Annotated in this window: 17 protein-coding genes, 1 tRNA gene and 1 pseudogene; 14 read left to right on the top strand and 5 right to left on the bottom strand. The window is 67.6% G+C overall.

Features of this window, described 5'->3' with window-relative positions:
- From BLT27_RS10180 to trpG, 5 genes and pseudogenes are all read left to right on the top strand, one after another.
- Positions 1 to 323: pseudogene (locus BLT27_RS10180) on the top strand (IS6 family transposase); the annotation flags it as partial.
- A 78-nt stretch (positions 324 to 401) separates the two neighbouring features.
- Positions 402 to 1,406 (top strand): anthranilate phosphoribosyltransferase, encoded by a 1,005-nt coding sequence (gene trpD, locus BLT27_RS10175; RefSeq protein WP_089733484.1) that lies wholly within the window; start codon positions 402 to 404, stop codon positions 1,404 to 1,406.
- Positions 1,403 to 2,080 (top strand): phosphoribosylanthranilate isomerase, encoded by a 678-nt coding sequence (locus tag BLT27_RS10170; RefSeq protein ID WP_089733483.1) that lies wholly within the window; start codon positions 1,403 to 1,405, stop codon positions 2,078 to 2,080. The genes trpD and BLT27_RS10170 overlap by 4 nt, the downstream gene beginning before the upstream one ends.
- On the top strand, positions 2,077 to 3,687 hold the full coding sequence (gene trpE / locus BLT27_RS10165; protein WP_089733480.1) for an anthranilate synthase component I: 1,611 nt from the start codon (positions 2,077 to 2,079) through the stop codon (positions 3,685 to 3,687). The genes BLT27_RS10170 and trpE overlap by 4 nt, the downstream gene beginning before the upstream one ends.
- The gene (trpG, locus tag BLT27_RS10160) at positions 3,684 to 4,313 is read left to right on the top strand and encodes an anthranilate synthase component II (protein ID WP_089733479.1); all 630 of its coding nucleotides are present in this window, start codon (positions 3,684 to 3,686) and stop codon (positions 4,311 to 4,313) included. Before trpE ends, trpG begins: the two co-directional genes overlap by 4 nt.
- A 25-nt stretch (positions 4,314 to 4,338) precedes the next feature.
- On the opposite strand, the gene BLT27_RS10155 is transcribed toward trpG, so the two are convergent.
- Complete coding sequence (locus BLT27_RS10155) at positions 4,339 to 4,578, bottom strand: hypothetical protein (RefSeq protein ID WP_089733476.1); 240 nt, start codon at positions 4,576 to 4,578, stop codon at positions 4,339 to 4,341.
- 362 nt (positions 4,579 to 4,940) lie between these two features.
- Here BLT27_RS10155 and BLT27_RS10150 point away from each other — a divergent pair, with 362 nt between their 5' ends.
- Together BLT27_RS10150 and BLT27_RS20405 are read left to right on the top strand one after the other, a co-directional pair.
- Positions 4,941 to 8,060 carry an adenosylcobalamin-dependent ribonucleoside-diphosphate reductase gene (locus BLT27_RS10150; protein WP_089733474.1) on the top strand — a complete coding sequence of 1,040 codons (3,120 nt, stop codon included), beginning with the start codon at positions 4,941 to 4,943 and terminating at the stop codon, positions 8,058 to 8,060.
- Positions 8,061 to 8,105: 45 nt separating this feature from the next.
- Positions 8,106 to 8,237, top strand: coding sequence for an HVO_2523 family zinc finger protein (locus BLT27_RS20405; protein ID WP_281241456.1), 132 nt, complete (start codon positions 8,106 to 8,108; stop codon positions 8,235 to 8,237).
- A 4-nt stretch (positions 8,238 to 8,241) separates the two neighbouring features.
- Here the strand turns inward: BLT27_RS20405 and BLT27_RS10145 are convergent, their stop codons facing one another.
- Together BLT27_RS10145 and BLT27_RS10140 are read right to left on the bottom strand one after the other, a co-directional pair.
- Entirely contained in the window at positions 8,242 to 8,916 is a 675-nt protein-coding gene (locus tag BLT27_RS10145) for a TVP38/TMEM64 family protein (protein ID WP_089733472.1), read from the bottom strand.
- A gap of 105 nt (positions 8,917 to 9,021) precedes the next feature.
- Positions 9,022 to 10,017: a phosphate signaling complex PhoU family protein gene (locus BLT27_RS10140; RefSeq protein WP_089733470.1), complete on the bottom strand. Its 996-nt coding sequence runs from the start codon at positions 10,015 to 10,017 to the stop codon at positions 9,022 to 9,024.
- A 330-nt stretch (positions 10,018 to 10,347) separates the two neighbouring features.
- On the opposite strand from BLT27_RS10140, the gene BLT27_RS10135 reads away from it, so the two are divergent.
- The 5 genes from BLT27_RS10135 (at position 10,348) to phoU (ending at position 15,666) form a co-directional block, all read left to right on the top strand.
- Positions 10,348 to 11,409: a PstS family phosphate ABC transporter substrate-binding protein gene (locus BLT27_RS10135; RefSeq protein WP_089733468.1), complete on the top strand. Its 1,062-nt coding sequence runs from the start codon at positions 10,348 to 10,350 to the stop codon at positions 11,407 to 11,409.
- Positions 11,410 to 11,481: 72 nt separating this feature from the next.
- Positions 11,482 to 12,441, top strand: a complete 960-nt coding sequence (gene pstC, locus BLT27_RS10130) for a phosphate ABC transporter permease subunit PstC (RefSeq protein WP_089733466.1) — start codon at positions 11,482 to 11,484, stop codon at positions 12,439 to 12,441.
- Position 12,442: 1 nt separating this feature from the next.
- Positions 12,443 to 14,071 (top strand): phosphate ABC transporter permease PstA, encoded by a 1,629-nt coding sequence (pstA, locus tag BLT27_RS10125; RefSeq protein ID WP_089733464.1) that lies wholly within the window; start codon positions 12,443 to 12,445, stop codon positions 14,069 to 14,071.
- A 3-nt stretch (positions 14,072 to 14,074) separates the two neighbouring features.
- Positions 14,075 to 14,959, top strand: a complete 885-nt coding sequence (gene pstB, locus BLT27_RS10120; RefSeq protein ID WP_089733462.1) for a phosphate ABC transporter ATP-binding protein PstB — start codon at positions 14,075 to 14,077, stop codon at positions 14,957 to 14,959.
- Between the two features lie 35 nt (positions 14,960 to 14,994).
- The gene (gene phoU / locus BLT27_RS10115) at positions 14,995 to 15,666 is read left to right on the top strand and encodes a phosphate signaling complex protein PhoU (protein WP_089733461.1); all 672 of its coding nucleotides are present in this window, start codon (positions 14,995 to 14,997) and stop codon (positions 15,664 to 15,666) included.
- A gap of 1 nt (position 15,667) precedes the next feature.
- Here the strand turns inward: phoU and BLT27_RS10110 are convergent, their stop codons facing one another.
- A complete protein-coding gene (locus BLT27_RS10110; protein WP_089733458.1) occupies positions 15,668 to 16,204 on the bottom strand; it encodes a hypothetical protein in 537 nt (178 codons plus the stop codon).
- A 173-nt stretch (positions 16,205 to 16,377) separates the two neighbouring features.
- Here BLT27_RS10110 and BLT27_RS10105 point away from each other — a divergent pair, with 173 nt between their 5' ends.
- Positions 16,378 to 17,181, top strand: coding sequence for a hypothetical protein (locus BLT27_RS10105; RefSeq protein ID WP_139172298.1), 804 nt, complete (start codon positions 16,378 to 16,380; stop codon positions 17,179 to 17,181).
- A gap of 94 nt (positions 17,182 to 17,275) precedes the next feature.
- Here BLT27_RS10105 and BLT27_RS10100 read toward each other — a convergent pair.
- A tRNA-Met gene (locus BLT27_RS10100) sits at positions 17,276 to 17,432 on the bottom strand.
- 133 nt (positions 17,433 to 17,565) lie between these two features.
- Between BLT27_RS10100 and BLT27_RS10095 the strand changes: the two genes are divergently transcribed.
- The gene (locus BLT27_RS10095) at positions 17,566 to 18,996 is read left to right on the top strand and encodes a DUF7115 domain-containing protein (protein ID WP_089733454.1); all 1,431 of its coding nucleotides are present in this window, start codon (positions 17,566 to 17,568) and stop codon (positions 18,994 to 18,996) included.
- Positions 18,997 to 19,000 lie beyond the last annotated feature (4 nt).

The following is a 19,000-nucleotide window of genomic DNA, read 5'->3' as shown; positions in this document are numbered from 1 at the left end:
CCAACGAATTACTGCATACAAAGCTTGAACCGACACGGACGAACGTGCTCGCGCACGCGTTCTTCTCGGAGTTACGCGAGAAACACGACGTCGATGACGCCGTGTTTCTCGTCGACGGTGCGACGCCGCTGAAAGACGCTTGCAACCGTCACGGGCTCGATTTCCGCTACGAGAAACACGGAAATCGCAACAGCGTCGAACGTGTCTTTCGAGAGGTAAAACGCAGAACTAACGCTTTCTCGAACTGTTTCAGTCACGCCGAAGCTGAAACTGCTGACGAGTGGCTCAAATCATTCGCCTTCGCATGGAATCAGCTAATCTGAACGCGACCGTGACGACACGCTTAAGTCAATGTACGAATTTGTACATCGTAAGACTGAATCATACATTGGTGACTTACAATGCAAGGCTACATCGAACGTGTGACCGAGGGGGAGAACTTGACACAGACCGAGGCCCGCGAGGTCGCAGGCCACATCTTCGAGGACGCGACCGACGCCCAGATCGGCGCGCTGCTGACGGCGCTCCGCGTGAAGGGCGAGACGGAGACCGAGATCGCCGGCTTCGCCGAGGGGATGCACGCCGCGGCACGCACCATCTCGCCGGACCGGTCGCCGCTGGTCGACATCGTCGGCACCGGCGGTGACGATTACGACACGATCAACGTCTCGACGACGAGCGCGCTCGTCGCCAGCGGCGCGGGCGTCCCCATCGCCAAGCACGGGAACTACTCCGTCTCCTCGTCCTCGGGCAGCGCGGACGTACTGGAGGTCGCCGGCGTCGACGTGGCCGCGGAGCCCGCCGCCGTCGAGGCCCAGATAGAGGACGACGGCATCGGCTTCATGCTCGCGACCGTGTTCCACCCCGCGATGAAGGCCGTCATCGGTCCCCGCCAGGAGCTCGGGATGCGGACGGTGTTCAACGTGCTCGGTCCGCTGACGAACCCCGCAGGGGCCGACGCCCGGGTCATCGGTGTCTACGACCCCGACCTCGTCCCCGTGCTCGCGCGGGCGCTGGCCCGGATGGACGTCGAGCGCGCACTGGTCGTCCACGGCTCCGGTATGGACGAGATCGCCATCCACGACGAGACCGTCGTCGCCGAGGTCACCGGCAGCGAGGTCGAGGAGTACACGCTCACGCCCGAAGCCCTTGGCCTGGAACGTGCGCCCGTCGACGCGGTCGCCGGTGGCTCGCCCGAGGAGAACGCCGCCGACCTCGAAGGCATCCTCCGCGGCGACGTGGCCGGGGCGAAGCGGGACATCATCCTCGCGAACGCCGGCGCTGCAATCTACGTCGCGGACGAGGCCGACACCATCGAGGCGGGCATCGACCGGGCGCACGAGGCCATCGAGTCGGGCGACGCCGCCGACCGCCTCGCGGACCTCCAGTCGGCGGTCGCGCAATGACCCGCGTGAAGGTCTGCGGGCTGACCCGCGGGACGGACGTCGACGCCGCCGTCGAGGCCGGTGCTGACGCCATCGGCTTCGTCGTCGACGTGCCGGTCGACACGCCGCGGGAGATCTCCGCGGAGCGTGCGGCCGAACTCGTCGCCCGCGCACCGCCGTTCGTGACGACCGTGCTCGTGACGATGCCCGACGCGCCGGCCCGCGCCGCCGACCTCGTCGAACGGGTCGAGCCGGACGCCGTCCAGGTACACAGCGACCTGCCGCCGGGCGACGTGGCGTACCTCCGCTCGCGCGTCGACGCCCGGGTCATCAAGCGCGTCGACGCGGCCGCACCCGAGACCGCCGCGCGGTACGTGGACGTGGTCGACGCGCTCCTCGTGGACTCAATCGGCGAGGACGGCGGCGGCGGCACCGGCGAGACGCACGACTGGGCGCGCACCCGTGCGGCGACCGCCGACCTCGACGTGCCGGTGATTCTCGCCGGCGGACTCACGCCCGGGAACGTCGCCGAGGCCGTCACGACGGTCGCCCCGTTCGCCGTGGACGTGGCCAGCGGCGTCGAGGCGAGCAGCGGCGTGAAGGACCACGACGCGGTCGCCGCGTTCGTCGCCGCCGCGCGGCGGGCCACCCCCGACGGGGAGTCGGCCGCCGAACGGCCGACGGTGGAGCCATGAACGACGCCGGTTTTGCACTGACACCCGACCGTGACACCTTCCGTGACCTCGTCGACGCCACCGCCACCGCCGAGCGCCCGGCGGTCGTCCGCGCGGAGACGACCCTCGACGTGGACAGTTCACCGCTCGCCGCGTACGCCGCCCTGTCTGGCGAGACCGGGCACTCCTTCCTGCTGGAGAGCGCGGAGAAGACGGCCTCCAGCGACCCCGACGGCGCGTTCCGGCCGGACGACGGCGACCGCCACGCACGCTACTCGTTCGTCGGCTACGACCCCGCCGCGGTCGTCACCGTCACGGACAACGAGGCGACGGTCGACGTCTGCGACGAGCGGTACGACGGGCTCGTCGCGCCGGACGGCGAGGACACGCTCGACACGCTCCGCTCGGCGATGCCGGACGCCGAACCGGTCGGTTTCCCCGACACCGAGCGCCAGCAGCTCGGCGGGGGACTCGTCGGGTTCCTCGGGTACGAGTCCGTCTACGACCTGTTCCTCGACGAGGTCGGTCTCGAGCGTCCCGACTCGGACGTGCCGGACGCCGAGTTCGTCCTGACGACGAAGACGCTCGTCTTCGACCACCACGCCGACGAGGTGACCCTGGTCGTCACGCCGGTCGTCCGCGACGGCGAGGACACCGGTGCAGTGTACGACTCGCTCGTCGCCGAAGCCGAGTACGTCGCCGGTGTGCTCGCGGCCGCCGCCGACCCGGACCCCGGCGGCTTCGTCCGGACCGACGGGACGGCTGGCTCGCGCGAGTCGTACGAGCGCGCGGTCGAGCACGCGAAGGAGCACGTCCTCGACGGCGACATCTACCAGGGCGTGGTCTCCCGGACCCGCGAGCTCGTCGGCGACTGCGACCCGCTCGGGCTGTACGCCGCGCTCCGCGACGTGAACCCGTCGCCGTACATGTACCTGCTCGCCCACGGCGACCGCCACGTCGTCGGCGCGAGCCCGGAGACGCTCGTCTCCGTCGGTGGGGGACGCGTCACCTCGAACCCCATCGCGGGCACCTGCGGGCGGGGCGACAGCCCTGTCGAGGACCGCCGGCTGGCGGGCGAGATGCTCGCCGACGAGAAGGAGCGCGCCGAGCATACGATGCTCGTCGACCTCGCACGCAACGACGTGCGCCGCGTCTCCGAGCCGGGGACCGTCCGCGTCGAGGAGTTCATGAACGTCCTGAAGTACAGCCACGTCCAGCACATCGAGTCGACCGTGACGGGCTCGCTGGCGGCGGATGCGGATGCGTTCGACGCGACGCGCGCCGCGTTCCCAGCCGGAACGCTCACGGGCGCGCCGAAGGTCCGCGCGATGGAGATCATCGACGCACTGGAGGACGAGCCCCGCGGGCTCTACGGCGGTGGCGTCGGCTACTACTCGTGGACCGGCGACGCCGACGTGGCCATCGTCATCCGCACCGCGACGGTCGAGCGCGGCGCGACCGCGGACGGCCAGGACCGCGTTCGCGTCCGTGCTGGCGCTGGCATCGTCGCCGACAGCGACCCGACGGCGGAGTACGAGGAGACGGAGTCCAAGATGGACGGCGTGCTGACCGCGCTCCGGCGGGTTGAGCGCGAACCCGACGAGCCCGTCCCGGAGGTGCCGCGATGACCCGCGTGCTGTTCGTCGACAACTTCGACTCGTTCACGTACAACCTCGTGGAGTACGTCGAGTCGTCGCTGCTGGACGCGGGCGGCGACCCCGAGACGCTGGTGCTGCGAAACACCGCGAGTCTCGACGAGGTGCGGGCGTTCGACCCCGACGCAATCGTCGTCTCGCCGGGACCGGGGCACCCGAAGAACGAACGCGACGTGGGCGTCACGCCCGACGTGTTCCGCGAGGTGAGCCCCGGGGTGCCGACGTTCGGTGTCTGCCTCGGGCTGGAGGCCGCCGTCTTCGCCTACGGCGGGACCGTCGGGCGCGCCCCGGAGCCGGTCCACGGGAAGGCGTGGCCCATCGACCACGACGGCGCGGGCGTCTTCGCGGGCATCGAGCAGGGGTTCTCGGCGGGCCGCTACCACTCGCTGGTCGCCGAGACGGTGCCCGACTGCTTCGCGGTGACCGCGACGGCGGACCACGCGGGTGCGGATAGCACTGAACAGCTGGTCATGGGCGTGCGGCACCGCGAGCACCCGATCGAGTGCGTGCAGTTCCACCCGGAGTCGGTGCTCACGGGGAAGGGCCACGACGTCGTCGACAACTTCCTCGACCGCGTCACCGACGCGTGCGGTGCCTGACCGCGCCACCGGGCTGTCAGATACGTCAGAAGCCGAAGAGTGCGGGCGCGACCGCCGTCGGGAGCCCGATCGGGTTGATGCCGGCGAGCGCGAGCGCGTAGAGCACGATGAGCGCCGCGATGGCGATGACGATTATCTTCACCGCGATGCTGTAGGCGAGTCGGATGACCTTGAAGATGACAACGAGCGCGACGACCAGCAGCACCGCCGCGCCGACGAGTTCGACCGTCGACTGGAGCGGGAGCAGGGGCAAGGCGTCTACCATACCCGGGCCGACACTCCGTGGCGGCATAAGGATGCGGGCGAAACTAGTTGGGCCGCGACCGGCCCCCCTCGTCGTTTCACCGTGGTTTCACTTTCACTCCGGTTTCCGTGGGGTTATAGATGCGTACATCGTAGCTCTGCGCGTAGCCACAGACAGCCGTGGCTCGGGGAATCGGAGCATCTTGCCACAGTGGCAACGCTGCGAGTACAACCGGACTTGTAGTAGGACAAACGAACCGTAACCTGTCCATTTATGACGGGTGCAACAGTAACGAAACTTCGTCTACGAACGATGCAAACGACATCACACTCGACACACGGAAACGCCCGGCAGCCGGTCGCTGCCGGTGGGGAGGGACACGAATGAGTCGGTCGGAGCTGTCCGCCGACGAACTCGAGCTACCGGTCAAGCGCACCGAGGGCGACACCCTCGAGGAGCGCCTGACCGCCAACGCGTACCACAACATCCTGCCGGCACGCTACCTCCGGAAGGACGCCGACGGCGAGCTCATCGAGGACCAGGAGGACCTCTTCGAGCGCGTCGGCAAGAACATCGCGCTCGCCGAGGCCGTCTACGAGGCCGAGAAACAGGACGAGACCATCACGGTGACGCCCGACCAGCTCAAACCCGACCACCCACGACGGGACGAGCTGGCCGCGGAGGTCTTCGGGACGGGAGTCACCGCCGAGGACGACGCGGAGACCGAGCTCAGCGTCTACAACGTCAACAAGTTCGCCTACGACACCATCGTCCCGGAGCTGCCCGAGGAGGTCCGCACGTACGTCCAGGATGTCTCCGAGGAGTTCCAGGAGATGATGTCGAAGCTGGACTTCATGCCGAACTCGCCGACGCTCATGAACGCGGGCGACGAGCTCCAGCAGCTCTCGGCCTGCTTCGTCGACTCGCCTGAGGACGACATCGACGACATCCATCAGACCGCCAAGGAGGCGGCCCAGGTGTTCCAGTCCGGTGGCGGCATGGGCTACGCCTTCTGGCGGCTCCGCCCCTACGGTGACGCGGTCGGTTCGACCGGCGGTATCGCCTCCGGCCCGATCACCTTCATGCGGACGTTCGACCAGATGTGCGAGACCATCGCACAGGGTGGGGCGCGACGCGGCGCACAGATGGGCGTCATGCGCGTCTCGCATCCCGACGTCATCCAGTTCCTCCACGCGAAGAACAAGGACGTCTCGCTCGCCCAGACCCTCCGCCTGAACGACCCCGACGACTACACGCACACCTCCTTCGCCGACGCACTGGAGGAGGCCCGCGAGCTCATCGACGACGAGGGCCGTGTGCCGAAGCACCTGCGCAACGCCGTCGAGGGGCACCTGTCGAACTTCAACATCTCCGTCGGCATCACCGACGACTTCATGGACGCCCTCGAGAACGGCGAGGAGTTCACGTTCACCAACCCGCGCACCGAGGAGCCCCACGTCGCGACGCCGGAGACGAAGGAGCTCTACGAGATGTTCGGCCTCGGCGAGTACGTCGAGGTCGGCGAGGTCCTGTCGATGCCCGCCGAGGTCGTCTGGGAGGACATCGTCGAGGGCGCACACGAGAACGGCGAGCCCGGCGTCATCTACCTCGAGCGCGTCAACAAGATGCACTCGTTCGACGTCGAGGAGCATCCGGACCACCGCATCCTCGCGACGAACCCCTGCGGCGAGCAGCCTCTCGAGGAGTACGAGGCCTGCAACCTCGGCCACATCAACCTCTCGACGCTGGCCGACCTCGACGCACCCGACTGGCGCGTCTGGTCCGAGCAGCACGCCGACGAGTACGAGGACATGGCGACGGCCGTCGACGCCTTCCTCGAGGAGGCCATCGACGTCGAGGAGTTCGACCGCCGCATCGAGATGGGGACCCGGTTCCTCGAGAACGTCGTGACGATGTCGGACTTCCCGGTCGAGAAGATCGAGCAGAAGGTCCGCGAGATGCGCAAGATCGGGCTGGGCGTCATGGGGCTCGCACAGCTCTACGTCCAGCTCGGCATCGAGTACGGCTCCGACCCCGGCAACGAGGTCGCCCGCCAGCTCATGCGCCACATCAACCACGGCTCGAAGTGGGCGTCCCACGAGCTCGCCCAGGAGCGCGGCTCCTTCGCGGACTGGGACGACTCGAAGTACGCGAACCCGACGGAGTACGCCGACTGGTTCGAGCACCACACCGGCCTCGACGCCGAGGAGTGGGCCGACGGCTTCCCCATCCGGAACCACAACACGACGACCATCGCGCCGACCGGCACCACCTCGATGGTGGGCAACACGACCGGTGGCTGTGAGCCCATCTACAACGTCGCCTACTACAAGAACGTCAGCGACGACGTGCAGGGCGACGAGATGCTCGTCGAGTTCGACGACTACTTCCTCCGCGTGCTGGAGGCCAACGACATCGACGTCGATGCCGTCATGGCCGAGGCCGAAGAGCAGATGGGCAACAACGAGTTCGACGGCGTCGAGGGCCTCGACGCGGTGCCGAACAGCATCACGGAGCTGTTCGTCACCACGCAGGACCTCACCGGCAAGGAGCACGCCGCAGTGCAGTGTGCCTGCCAGGAAGGCGTCGACTCCGCCATCTCGAAGACCTGCAACTTCCCGAACGACGCCTCCATCGAGGACATGGACGAGGTGTACCGCTACATCTACCGCAACGGCGGCAAGGGCGTCACCGTCTACCGCGACGGCACCCGTTCGAAGCAGGTCCTCACCACGCGCGCCGACAACGCCGACTTCGCCGACGAGGACGAGGCCGCGGAACAGCTCGTCGCCCAGATCGAGGAGATCTTCGGCGGCATCGACGGCTTCCTCGACAACGACGACGTGCAGGCCGCACTCGACCGCGAGGTCGCCGGCCTGCTCGAGGCCGCCGACGAGGGCGTCGCCTACGCCGACAAGCGCCCGCGGCCGGACGTGCTCCACGGCGTGACCCAGCGCATCGACACCGGCTACGGCAAGCTCTACGTCAACATCAACGAGGACGAGCAGGGCCGGCCGTTCGAGCTGTTCGCCAACATCGGCAACTCCGGTGGCTTCACCGCCTCCTTCACCGAGGCGCTGGCGAAGACCATCTCGACCTCGCTCCGCTCGGGCGTCGACCCCGAGGAGATCGCCAACGAGCTGGAGGGCATCCGCAGCCCGAAGGTCGCCTGGGACAAGGGCGAGCAGATCCAGTCCATCCCGGACGCCATCGGCACCGCGATGCGGCGCTACCTCGACGGCGACATCGACCGCGCACACTACCCGCAGCAGGCGACGCTCGACGAGACCGCCGCCGAGGAGGCCGAGCGCGAGGCCGCGGCCGCGGAGTCCCGCGAGACCGACGGCGGCGCAGTCGCACAGGACAGCACCGGTGCGGACGACGACACGCAGTCGCTCATCGACGCCGGGGAGAGCCCCGAGTGTCCCGACTGCGGGTCGATGACGCTGTACTACTCCGAGGGCTGCAAGACCTGCGAGTCCTGCGGCTGGTCGGAGTGCTAGACCCGGGACGACAGTTTTAGCATTCGGTCACACCAACGTGCGGGCGTGACGGCCGACGACGCCCGCGCCGACCGGACCTGCCCGATGTGCGAGGAGCAGCTGTTCAAGCGCCACTGCAAGTACCTCTGTCCGCAACACGGCGTCGTCGTCGACTGCTCGGACCCGTTTACGTTCTGACGAGCTACTTCGAGGACCCCGCGTAGCTCCGGTACGTCGGGCCCGCGAGCAACGCGAGCGCGGCGACGACCGTCACCACGCCGAGCGGCAGCCCCACCGAGCCCAGCCCGCCCGTCGACAGCTCCTTCGCCGAACTGCCGACGACGACCGCCGCGACGGTCCACGGGAGCTCGCCGAGCAGCGTCCCCGCGACGAACGCCGACGTCGAGACGCCACTGACCGCCGCCGTACAGGAGACGATATCCGCCGGGATGGGGACGAGCCTGGCGGCGGTCACCCCGCGCACGTCCCCGGCCGCACCGAAGTAGGCCTCGACGCGGCCCCGGAGCCTGCCGTCCGACTCCGCCGGCGTGTCTGTCGGCGCCAGCGTCCCCCCGTCTACCCAGCGCGTCGCGTAGAACGGGACGAGGGACGTGCCGACCGCGAACGCGAGCGCGACCGGCACCCCGAGGGCGACGCCGTAGCCGTACCCCACGACGACCGCGAGCAGCGTCGCCGGCCACGCCAACAACGGCCGAACCGTGTAGAGCCCCACCAGCACGGCGGCGAAGGCGAACGGGTCGTTCGCGACCGCGGAGACGTACCCCATCGCCGACGCCGGCGAGGTGACGACGCTCGCGACCACGACGCAGGCGACGACCGCACCCGCCAGCGCCCGCCGGCCGAACTCGACTCGCATCGTCTCCCCGTCGGCGGTCCACGGTCTACCCTGTTTCGGTCGCCAGTAACAGTTCGATTCGTCGGGGACCGACTGTGTTCGAGCGTGGCGTGAACGGTCGGTCCGTCAGGGTCGCGGCGCGGCCTTCTGGAGCGCGGTCTCGGCGATGTTGCCCGCGTAGTCGGCGGAGCGGGAGAGCGAGTCGACGACGAGCCCGATGGACTGGGCGGAGTGCGGGTCGCGCTCGCGGAGGAGCTCGTCGATGGTCCGCGTGTGTTCGTCGATGTCGAGGATGCTCTCGCGGGCGGTGTTGGCGAGCTGCGTCGCCTCGTCGCTCTCGTCGGCGAAGAGCGCGTCCATCGCCTGCTCGAGCACCTCGGCGGAGTCATCGTGGAGTTCGAGGAGCGCGTCGCCGAGCTCCTCGTCGATCTCCTCCATGTTGAGTGCGTGGGAGGCGATCTTCGCTGCGTGGTCGCCGATGCGTTCCAGCTGCCGGGCGCTGGAGTGGTAGTCGAAACAGGTCTCCCGCGGGAGGCCGAGCTCCTCGGCGGCGCGGGGCGAGCGCAGCGTGGCGCGGAAGATGCGGGAGACGACGAACCAGAGGCGGTCAACGTCGTCGTCGCGCTCGCGTACGTCGCGGGCCATGTCGTCGTCGTTCTCGACGAGGGCGACGACGGCGTCGTGGAGCATCGACTCGGCGATGAGGCGCATCCGGGTGACGGCGTTGTGGATGCTCAGCTCGGAGGAGTCGAGGAGGTCCTGGATGACGACCTTGTCCCCGGTCTCCTCGAGCACCTCGACGCCGACGAGGCTCTGTGTCGCCTGGCGGATGGCCCGGCGCTGGTCGGTGGTAATGCGGTTGGCCTCCAGCGAGATGATGTCGAAGCCGGAGACGTACATCGTCATGACCGCGCGCGTGAGGCGGTCGCCGTCGAGGTCCGACACGTCGAGCTGGCCCGTGGTGCGCTGAATCTCGCTCTGGGGCGTCAGCAGCAGCGAGTCGTCCTCGGGGTAGAACTCGACCGTCGTTCCGGCCGAGACCCCGTTGTCGGTCGCCCACGACTTCGGCAGCGAGACGGTGAACGTCGAACCGCCCGTGACCTGGACCTTGCGGGTCTCCATACAGTGTGGTCGAACGGGTGGGGAAATAAACCTGCCCATTTTCTATATATCTGGTGTATCGCGGGGTCCCGGGGGGAGCCCCCAATACGTCGCTATACTCGTATTCAGGGCTGTTTTCGAGTTCGACGCCCCCGTCGATAGTTCCGGAGTATGTATTCCTACTCGCCGCCCGTCTCGCCAAAAATTGACCGCTCAGCACATTCAGGACCGAACTCGGCAGCGTTTCAGTGGGGATGGACACTCGTGTCGGTGGAACAGTATCGAGGAGTACATACATCTATATATTTATCATAGCAGGGTACTTATTCGAGTCCCTCCCTTGCTCTGTTGATGCCTAACGACACGGACACGCGGTTCAGTCGTCGGAGATTCGTTGCGGCAACATCGGGGACGCTCGGCGCGCTCGCGCTGGCGGGCTGTACGGAGAACAGCAACGGTAGCGGTGGGACGACCAACGACGACGGCGGCAACAGCGACGACGGTGGGAACAGCGGGAGCAACGACCTCTCCGGCACCATCGACATCGCCGGCTCGTCGACCGTCTTCCCGCTCGCGACGGCGATGGGGGAGCGCTTCACCAACCCCGAGGACGAGGGTGGTGCCGGTCACACGCAGGTCGAGGTCAACCTCCAGTCGACGGGGTCCGGTGGCGGCTTCGCGAACCACTTCTGCCCCGGTCGGACCGACTTCAACAACGCCTCGCGGCCGATCAAGGAGGAGGAACAGAGCGCCTGCGGGGAGAACGACATCGAGCCCGTCGAGCTGACGGTCGCGACCGACGCGCTGACCGTCGTCGTCAACAACGACGCCGACTGGGTCGACTCCATCACCGTCGAGGACCTGGCGACCATCTGGTCCGCTGAGGAGCAGCCCGAGCAGTGGTCCGACGTGAACTCCGACTGGCCGGACCAGTCGTTCGAGCTGTACGGACCGTCCGACGCCTCCGGGACGTACGACTACTTCATCGAGGCAATCCTCGGTGAGGAGGGCCCCGGTCACCGTCAGGACTACTCCGCGACCGAGCAGGACCGCACCATCATCCAGGGCGTCGAGGGCTCCGAGGCCGCTATCGGCTACATGGGCTTCGCCTACTACAGCGAGAACACCGACCGCGTGAAGGCACTCGCCATCGACGACGGCGACGGCCCCGTCGAGCCGTCGCTCGAGAACGCCAAGTCCGGCGCGTACACCCCGCTCGCGCGGCCGCTGTTCACCTACCCGAAGAAGTCCGCGCTCGCCGAGGACCACGTCGCCGAGTTCGCGCGCTACTGGATGGACAACTCGGACAACCGCGAGATCGTCGCTGACGAGGTCGGCTACGTGCCCCTCGACGACGACCAGAAGTCCGAGATGCAGGACCGGCTCGAGGCGGCCATCGAGGAAGCGAACTAGAGGCAACGCCCCTCGCAGCCGTCGAACGAAGCGTTTTTTCACTACCCCCACACACTCACGCACGTCACTCAAATGAGCACGGACGACCTGACAGACGACCTCACACGGAACACGGCGAACGCGCCCCCGGAGCTGCTGACGCGTTCGTTCTTCTTCCTCTGTGCCGTCCTCTCCATCTTCGTGACCATCGGCATCATCGGGCTGCTGGTGACCGAGGCCGCGAAGTTCTTCAGTATCACCGCCCCGCTGATGGGCGTCGAGGGACCGACGGCGTCGGTCGTCGACTTCCTGACCGGCACGGAGTGGATCATCAACAACGAACAGTTCGGCGTCCTCGCGCTCGTCACCTCCACGCTGATGGTGACGTTCGGCTCCGCCCTCATCGCCCTCCCGCTGGGCGTCGGCACCGCCATCTACCTCAGCGAGTACGCCGACCCGCAGCTTCGGGCCGTTCTCAAGCCCGCACTCGAGATCCTCGCCGGCATCCCGACGGTCGTCTACGGCTTCTTCGCACTCATCTACATCACGCCCGCACTGCGGGTCGTGTTCCCGAGCATCGGCACGTTCAACCTGCTTTCGGCGAGCATCGTCGTCGGCATCATGATCATCCCGATGGTCGCCTCCATCAGCGAGGACGCGATGTCCGCGGTGCCGGACGACCTCCGGCAGGCCGGCTACGGCATGGGCGCGACCAAGTTCGAGGTGTCGACCGGCATCGTCGTTCCGGCGGCGCTGTCCGGTATCCTCTCGTCGTTCATCCTCGCGCTCTCGCGGGCCATCGGCGAGACGATGGCCGTCACCGTCGCCGCCGGCGCACAGGCGAAGTTCCACAACCCGTTCAATCCGGCGGCCTACCTGGACGGTGGCTCGCCGATGACCGCGACGATGGTCAACCTGCTGACCGGCGACGTCACCGGCGGCGGGCTCGCCTACCGCAGCCTGTTCGCCATCGGGCTCACGCTGTTCGTCATCACCTTCGCCATGAACGTCATCAGTGAACTGATCGCGCAGCGGTACAGGGAGGAGTACTGAGATGGCAACACAGGACCGCTCCAGTTACGCGGAGGGCTTCGGGCAGGTCAGCCGAACGGTCGGCACCGTCTTCCGGTACCTGCTGCTCGCGTCGACCCTGTTCGGCATCGCCGTACTGGCCATCCTGCTCGTCTACGTCGCCAACGACGCCGTCCAGCCGCTCACCGCCGACCCCGGCTGGCATCTGACGTTCTTCCTGACGCTCGTGCTCCCGACGCTCGCCACCGCCGGCTACCTGGCCGCGACGAACCTCGAGGCGCTCAAGTTCGGCTCGATGACCATCGGGCTGATAGTCGTCAGCCTGCTGTTCAGCGGGGGCGTCGCGATCATCTTCATCGAGGTACTCGCACCGCTGGTCTGGTTCGCCTACGTCCTCGCGTTCGCGGTCCCGACCGTGCTCATGATCGCACTCCAGCGTCGGAGCCGGCAGCTCTCCTTCCTCACCCGCTTCGTCGTCGTCGCCCTCGCGTTCTACACCTCGCTGTTCGGCCTCCCAGGGGTCGTTCCCAGCGTCGCCGCACTCGTCCAGTCCGCCCCGTTCGTCCCGCTCGACTGGGTGCTGCTCACCCTGACACTCGGGCTGTTCGCCTCGGCCCCGACCGCCAGCTACGCCGCGGGCATCCGCGACCGGCGCACCGGCCTCGGTGTCGGCGTGCTCGCACTCGCCGCCGTCGCCGCATCGCCGTTCATCGGTCCTCCCGTCTTCGGAATCGGAACCGTCCCGTCCGTCATCCTCGCCTCGGTTACGGTCGTCCCCACGGTCGCGTTCGTCGGCGGTACGGCCGTCACCCGCGAGCACGCACGAATCGGCATCCTCGTTCCGCTGCTCATCGTCGGCGGCGCGCTCGCCGGCGAGGTGCTCGTCGACACGCTCGGCTACGCCGGGCCCCAGTCGTGGGTCGACTGGCAGTTCCTCACCAGTGACCACAGCGGGACCGCCGAGGACGCCGGGCTCTACCCGGCCATCGCGGGCTCCATCCTGCTGATGGTGACCGTCGCCGCGCTCTCGTTCCCCGTGGGCGTCGGGGCGGCGCTCTACCTCGAGGAGTACGCGCCCGACAACCGCATCACCCGGTTCATCGACGTGAACATCTCGAACCTGGCTGGTGTCCCGTCGGTCGTCTACGGCCTGCTCGGGCTGGGCCTGTTCGTGACCCAGCTCGGCCGGCCCAGCGGGACCATCTTCGTCGGCGGCGCGACGCTCGCGCTGCTCATCCTCCCCATCGTCATCATCTCCTCCCGGGAGGCCATCCGCAGCGTCCCCGACGAGATGCGACAGGCGTCCTACGGGATGGGCGCGACGAAGTGGCAGACGGTGAAGAACGTCATCCTGCCGCGGGCGTTCCCGGGCATCCTGACGGGGACCATCCTCGCGCTCGGCCGCGCCATCGGCGAGACCGCACCGCTCATCATGATCGGTGCACCGAACGTGCTGTTCTCGTTCCCCTCCGAGCTCTCCTCGAAGGTGAGCGCGATGCCGCTGCAGGTGTACAGTTGGGCGAGCTACTTCGCGACGGACGCCTTCTACGAGAAGGCCGTACCGGCCGGTGTCGTCATCCTCGTCACCGTCCTGCTGGCGATGAACTCCATCGCCATCGTCTTGCGCAACAGGTATGAGCAAGAAACGTAATCAATGAGCCAAGAGAACATGAGTAACGACAACGTGGAATCGGCGACCGAGGACCCGACGGACGACGACATGATCCTCGAGACGGACGTGGCCGCGGGGCTGGAGGAGGGCAGCGAGACCGTCCGCACGGCACGCGAGCGGAGCATCGTCGAGGCGAACGGTATCAACGTCTGGTACAACGACGAGCAGGCCCTCCAGGACATCACGATGTCCGTGCCCGAGAACCAGGTCACCGCGATGATCGGTCCCTCGGGCTGTGGGAAGTCGACGTTCCTCCGCTGTATCAACCGGATGAACGACATGATAGACGCCGCCCGCGTGGAGGGCGAACTCTACCTCGGGGAGAAGAACGTCTACGACCCCGACGTCGACCCCGTGGCGCTGCGCCGCCGGGTCGGCATGGTGTTCCAGAAGCCGAACCCGTTCCCGAAGAGCATCTACGACAACGTGGCGTACGGGCTGAAGATACAGGATATCGGCGGTAACCACGACGAGATCGTCGAGGAGTCGCTGAAGCGCGCCGCGCTCTGGGACGAGGTCAAGGACCAGCTCGACGAGTCCGGCCTCGACCTCTCCGGCGGCCAGCAGCAGCGCCTCTGTATCGCCCGGGCCATCGCGCCCGACCCGGAGGTCATCCTGATGGACGAGCCCGCGAGCGCGCTCGACCCCGTCGCGACCTCGAAGATCGAGGACCTCATCGACGAACTCGCCGAGGACTACACCGTCATCATCGTCACGCACAACATGCAGCAGGCGGCTCGTATCTCCGACAAGACCGCCGTCTTCCTCACCGGCGGCGAGCTCGTCGAGTTCGACGACACGAAGACGATCTTCGAGAACCCGGAGCACGAGCGAGTCGAAGACTACATCACCGGAAAGTTCGGATAGGAACGCACATCAGTTACACTACGCTCTAATTCACTATGGCCAGAGAGAACTACCAGGAGAAATTAGACAGCCTCGAAGAGGACGTCCTCTACATGAGCGAGGTCGTCGTCGACCGGCTTCGAACCGCCCTCACCGCCCTCGAGAACAAGGACGACGACGCGGCGTGGGAGGTCATCGACGGGGACAGCGAGATCAACTCGCTCTACCTCGACATCGAGCAGCAGTGCGTCGACCTGCTCGCCCTCCAGCAGCCCGTCGCCGGCGACCTCCGCTTCATCGCCGCGTCGTTCAAGATCATCACCGACCTCGAGCGCATCGGCGACCTCGCGACGAACCTCGGCGAGTACACGCTCGACGCCCGGAACGACGTCTACCCCGAGGTCGACGTCCAGGCGATCGGTGACAAGACCGTCTCGATGGTCGAGAAGGCGATGAGCGCCTACGGGGCGCGGGACACCGAGACCTGCTTCGAGATCAACGAGAGCGACGACGAGCTCGACGCGATGTGCGAGCACGCGAGCCAGTCCGTCGTCCGCGACCTCATCGAGAACGAGCTCGACGACGGCACGGAGGTCGAGACGGTGCTGGAGGACGTCTCGCGGCTGCTGCTCACCGTCCGTGACCTCGAACGGATCGGCGACCACGCGGTCAACATCGCCGCACGCACCCTCTACATGGTCGAGAACGACGACGAACTCATCTACTGACTCAGCGGCTCACGTCGCTGGTCCACACCTCGCCGTCCGTCGGCGGCGAGACGCCCGGGACCTCCGCCAGTCGCGGTGCCACCATCTCCCACCACTGGTCCGCGTCGTCGTAGCCCGCGTTCTGCGTCGGGAACACGTGCTCGATGAACTCCGATTCCACGACCGGTCCGTCCTCGACGACGAACTCGAACGCCGCGCGAACGGCGTCACGTCGCCAGTCGCGCATCATCTCGCTCGTGCCCGGAACCGACAGCTCGGCGAGCGTCTGCTCGGCTCGCTCCTCGAGGTCCGCCTCGGCGTCGGCCGGCCGGTACCACGCCGTCACGGTGCCGTGCTCGCAGTCCAGTTCGCGCCGGGCGAGCGCGTCCCGCTCGCGGAGAGTCCGACACGTCTCGCCGACGACCTCGCTTGCGGCGTTCAGCTCCGTGGCGAGCGAGCGAGTCGTCTCCGGCGCGTGCCCGTCGAACGCCGCCAGCACACGGTCGGGTGTGAGCTGGACCGACGTCCCGCCGGTGGTCCCGCGTTCGTTCTGGCTCATACCCTCCTCCACGTAACCGGGCCATATTATTTTTTCCCACGTGTGAACGGCAAGAAATGGAGAGTATCAGCGAGATAGCCTAAGTTTTAGATAGGGGGCTGTCGTGATTTATCCCCGATGACGGACCGAACATGCGGTCGTGGATGGCGTACCGCGCTGACTGGTGATGAGCTGTGAGTTCACTGACAATCGAGGTGGACGACCCCGAAGACGCCTACGAGAACCTCAGGGCGATGCTCGAGGCAGCGCCCGTCGAGTTCTCGCAGGTAACCTCGGTCAGGCTCGAACTGGAGTACGAGTCGGTGACAGACGCCACCGAACAGACGGCGACCGAGGAGCCGGACGAGCCGGGGGCCGGCTTCACCGACCCCACGGCGGTTCCGCCGTCCGGGGACGACGCCACGGCCCCGCCCGTCGACGACGCCACGGCCCCGCCCGTCGACGACGCCGAGACCGCCGAGGAGGCGGCCGTCGACGGTGCAGACGAGATCACCTTCCGGAAACCCGACGAGGACGGCGGGGAGGACGACCAGCGGTCGGTGTTCGGCGACGCCGACGAGACCGACGGGACCGACTCGGTCTTCTCGACACCTGACGACGCCGTCAGCTTCGATGACTCCGGCGCGGCGGCCGGTCAGCAGAGCGACTCGAAGACCACGGAGGACGGTCGCCAGCTGGGTTCCGCCGTCGACCGAAGCACCACGGAGCCCGGTACCGCGGACGCTGGCGACGGGACCGCCGCGGCCAGCACTCCCGGCGGCCAGCAGCGCACGGTGAACCCCTCACCCCAGACGTACAACAAGGTCGTGCGCCTGCTCCAGAACCGCGACTTCCCCATCGAGCGAAGCGAGATAGAGGACGTCGCCGTCGGTGCCTACGACGTCGACGACGAGGAGTGCAGTGCGGTCATCGACGCCGCTATCCAGAAGGGGCTCGTCGCACAGGAGGGCTCGCAGCTCGTCGACCCGACGTCGTAGTCACCGTTCGCTTTCCGTATCGAACCGTAGCGGGACGAGGTCGGAACGTCCGGGAGCGTCGCCACTCGTCTGTCGGCTCGTATCGACTCGAGAATGGCCGGGGCGGGCTCCGAACCCGCGATCTCCGCATGACCCAGGTTCGAGGCTCGGCGGGCCCCGAGGTCACGCGTAAGCCTTCCAAGGCTGTGGTACCGCACCGAATCTCTGAAACCCTATGAGTGCGGCGCTATGTCCAGCTAAGCCACCCGGCCTCACTCTCCCGTTACCGGGTAGATGACTTAAGCCTTCTCAACTATTGCCCGGGCTGTCCTGCGGTCGCATGCCTCTCGGCGTGCGGTTAGGCCGCCCCACGGATTTATACCGCGGGGTGGTAAAGCAGTGTGCATGGACGTTCCGGGCATCGTAGAATCGGCGCTGGAGGGCGAGGATATCGCCGCCGAGGTCTCGCTCGGTGGCGAGAACGTCCTCTACGTGACGCCCAGCCGAACACTCATCTACCAGTCCGAGGGGTTCCTCAGCGACGAGTCAGTCGACGAGTATCCCCACAACGCACAGCGGATGACCGTCAAGGAGGGTCGCCGCAAGACCCGTCTCAGCCTCGAGTACTCCCTCGATGGGACCGAGGAGTTCACCGTCCCCTCGAACGCGACCGACGACGTCCTCCACCCCGTGCTGGCCGGCGTGTTGAACGCCAGCGGGGTTACCGACCCCGACGAGACCGTCACACGGACGTTCCGTCTGGACGAGCTGACCCTCGTCATCACCTCCGAGCGGCTCGTCAAGCACGTCGGGAGCGCCGTCTGGGACGAGGACTACGAGGAGTACCACTTCGCGGACGTGACAGGCCTCGACTTCGAGGACGGCAGCGTCGCCACGCAGCTCGTGCTGACGGTCGACGGCCGGCCGGAGCGGATGAAGGTCTCGAACGAGCGCGCCGCCGAGGTGAAGGAGTACCTCCAGCGCTCGCTGTTCTCGTACTACGGCGTGAACTCGCTGGACGCGCTGAACGAGGCCGTCGCCCCAGCGGAGACCGACGAGGCCGACGAGGCGGCGGCCGTCGACTTCGGCGAGGGCGTGGACCCGCTCGACGCCGGGAACACGGTCCAGCCGGAGGAGGGAGAGGGGCCGGTCGAACCAGGTCCGCCGGCCGACCAGCCCGTCGAGAACCAGCTCGGAGGAGCGGGGTCGGCGGCGGGGGACGACCCCGGTCAGCCACCGACCGGACAGTCGCAGGTGGGCCAGCCGGAGGCCGACCAGCCGCCGGCCGGCCAGCAAACGCGGGCGGGAGCGGACGAACCGGCGGTCGACGGGACGCGGACCGAGCAGCCCGAGCAGGGAGAGTCGACACAGCAGTCCCAGCCGCCACAGTCGACCGAGCCTGCTGGCGAGGCGCGGACCGAACAGCAGTCCGACGGCGCCGACGCGGTGACCGAAGCCGTCGAGCGGACGTCCGAGGACGAGCTCGCCTCGATGGTCGAGGAGACGGCCAGCGACGCATATGAGGCCGCGGGAGGTACGGAGTCGACCCCGCAGCCAGAGTCGCCACACAAGCCCGAGTCGACGCCGGCGGACGGAGCGTCGGGCGTCGACGAACCGGTGGGCGCGGCCCCGGATGCCGACGAGACCGACGAGGAGGTCCTCTCCGACTCGAAGTTCGCCGAGGCTGGCTTCCAGCCGGCGACCGCCGCCGGGGACGAGGAGCTGCTCGAACGCATCGAGACGCTCGAGTCGAAGGTCGAGCACCAGAACGAACTGCTCCAGCGCCAGCACGACCTCCTCCAGCAGCTCGTCGACGAACTCAGCCGCAGTCAGTAGTCGC

The organism is Haloarchaeobius iranensis (genome assembly GCF_900103505.1).
Taxonomy (GTDB): Archaea; Halobacteriota; Halobacteria; order Halobacteriales; family Natrialbaceae; genus Haloarchaeobius; species Haloarchaeobius iranensis.
Note: the sequence above shows the minus strand (reverse complement) of the source record. Positions and strands in the feature narration are given on the sequence as shown.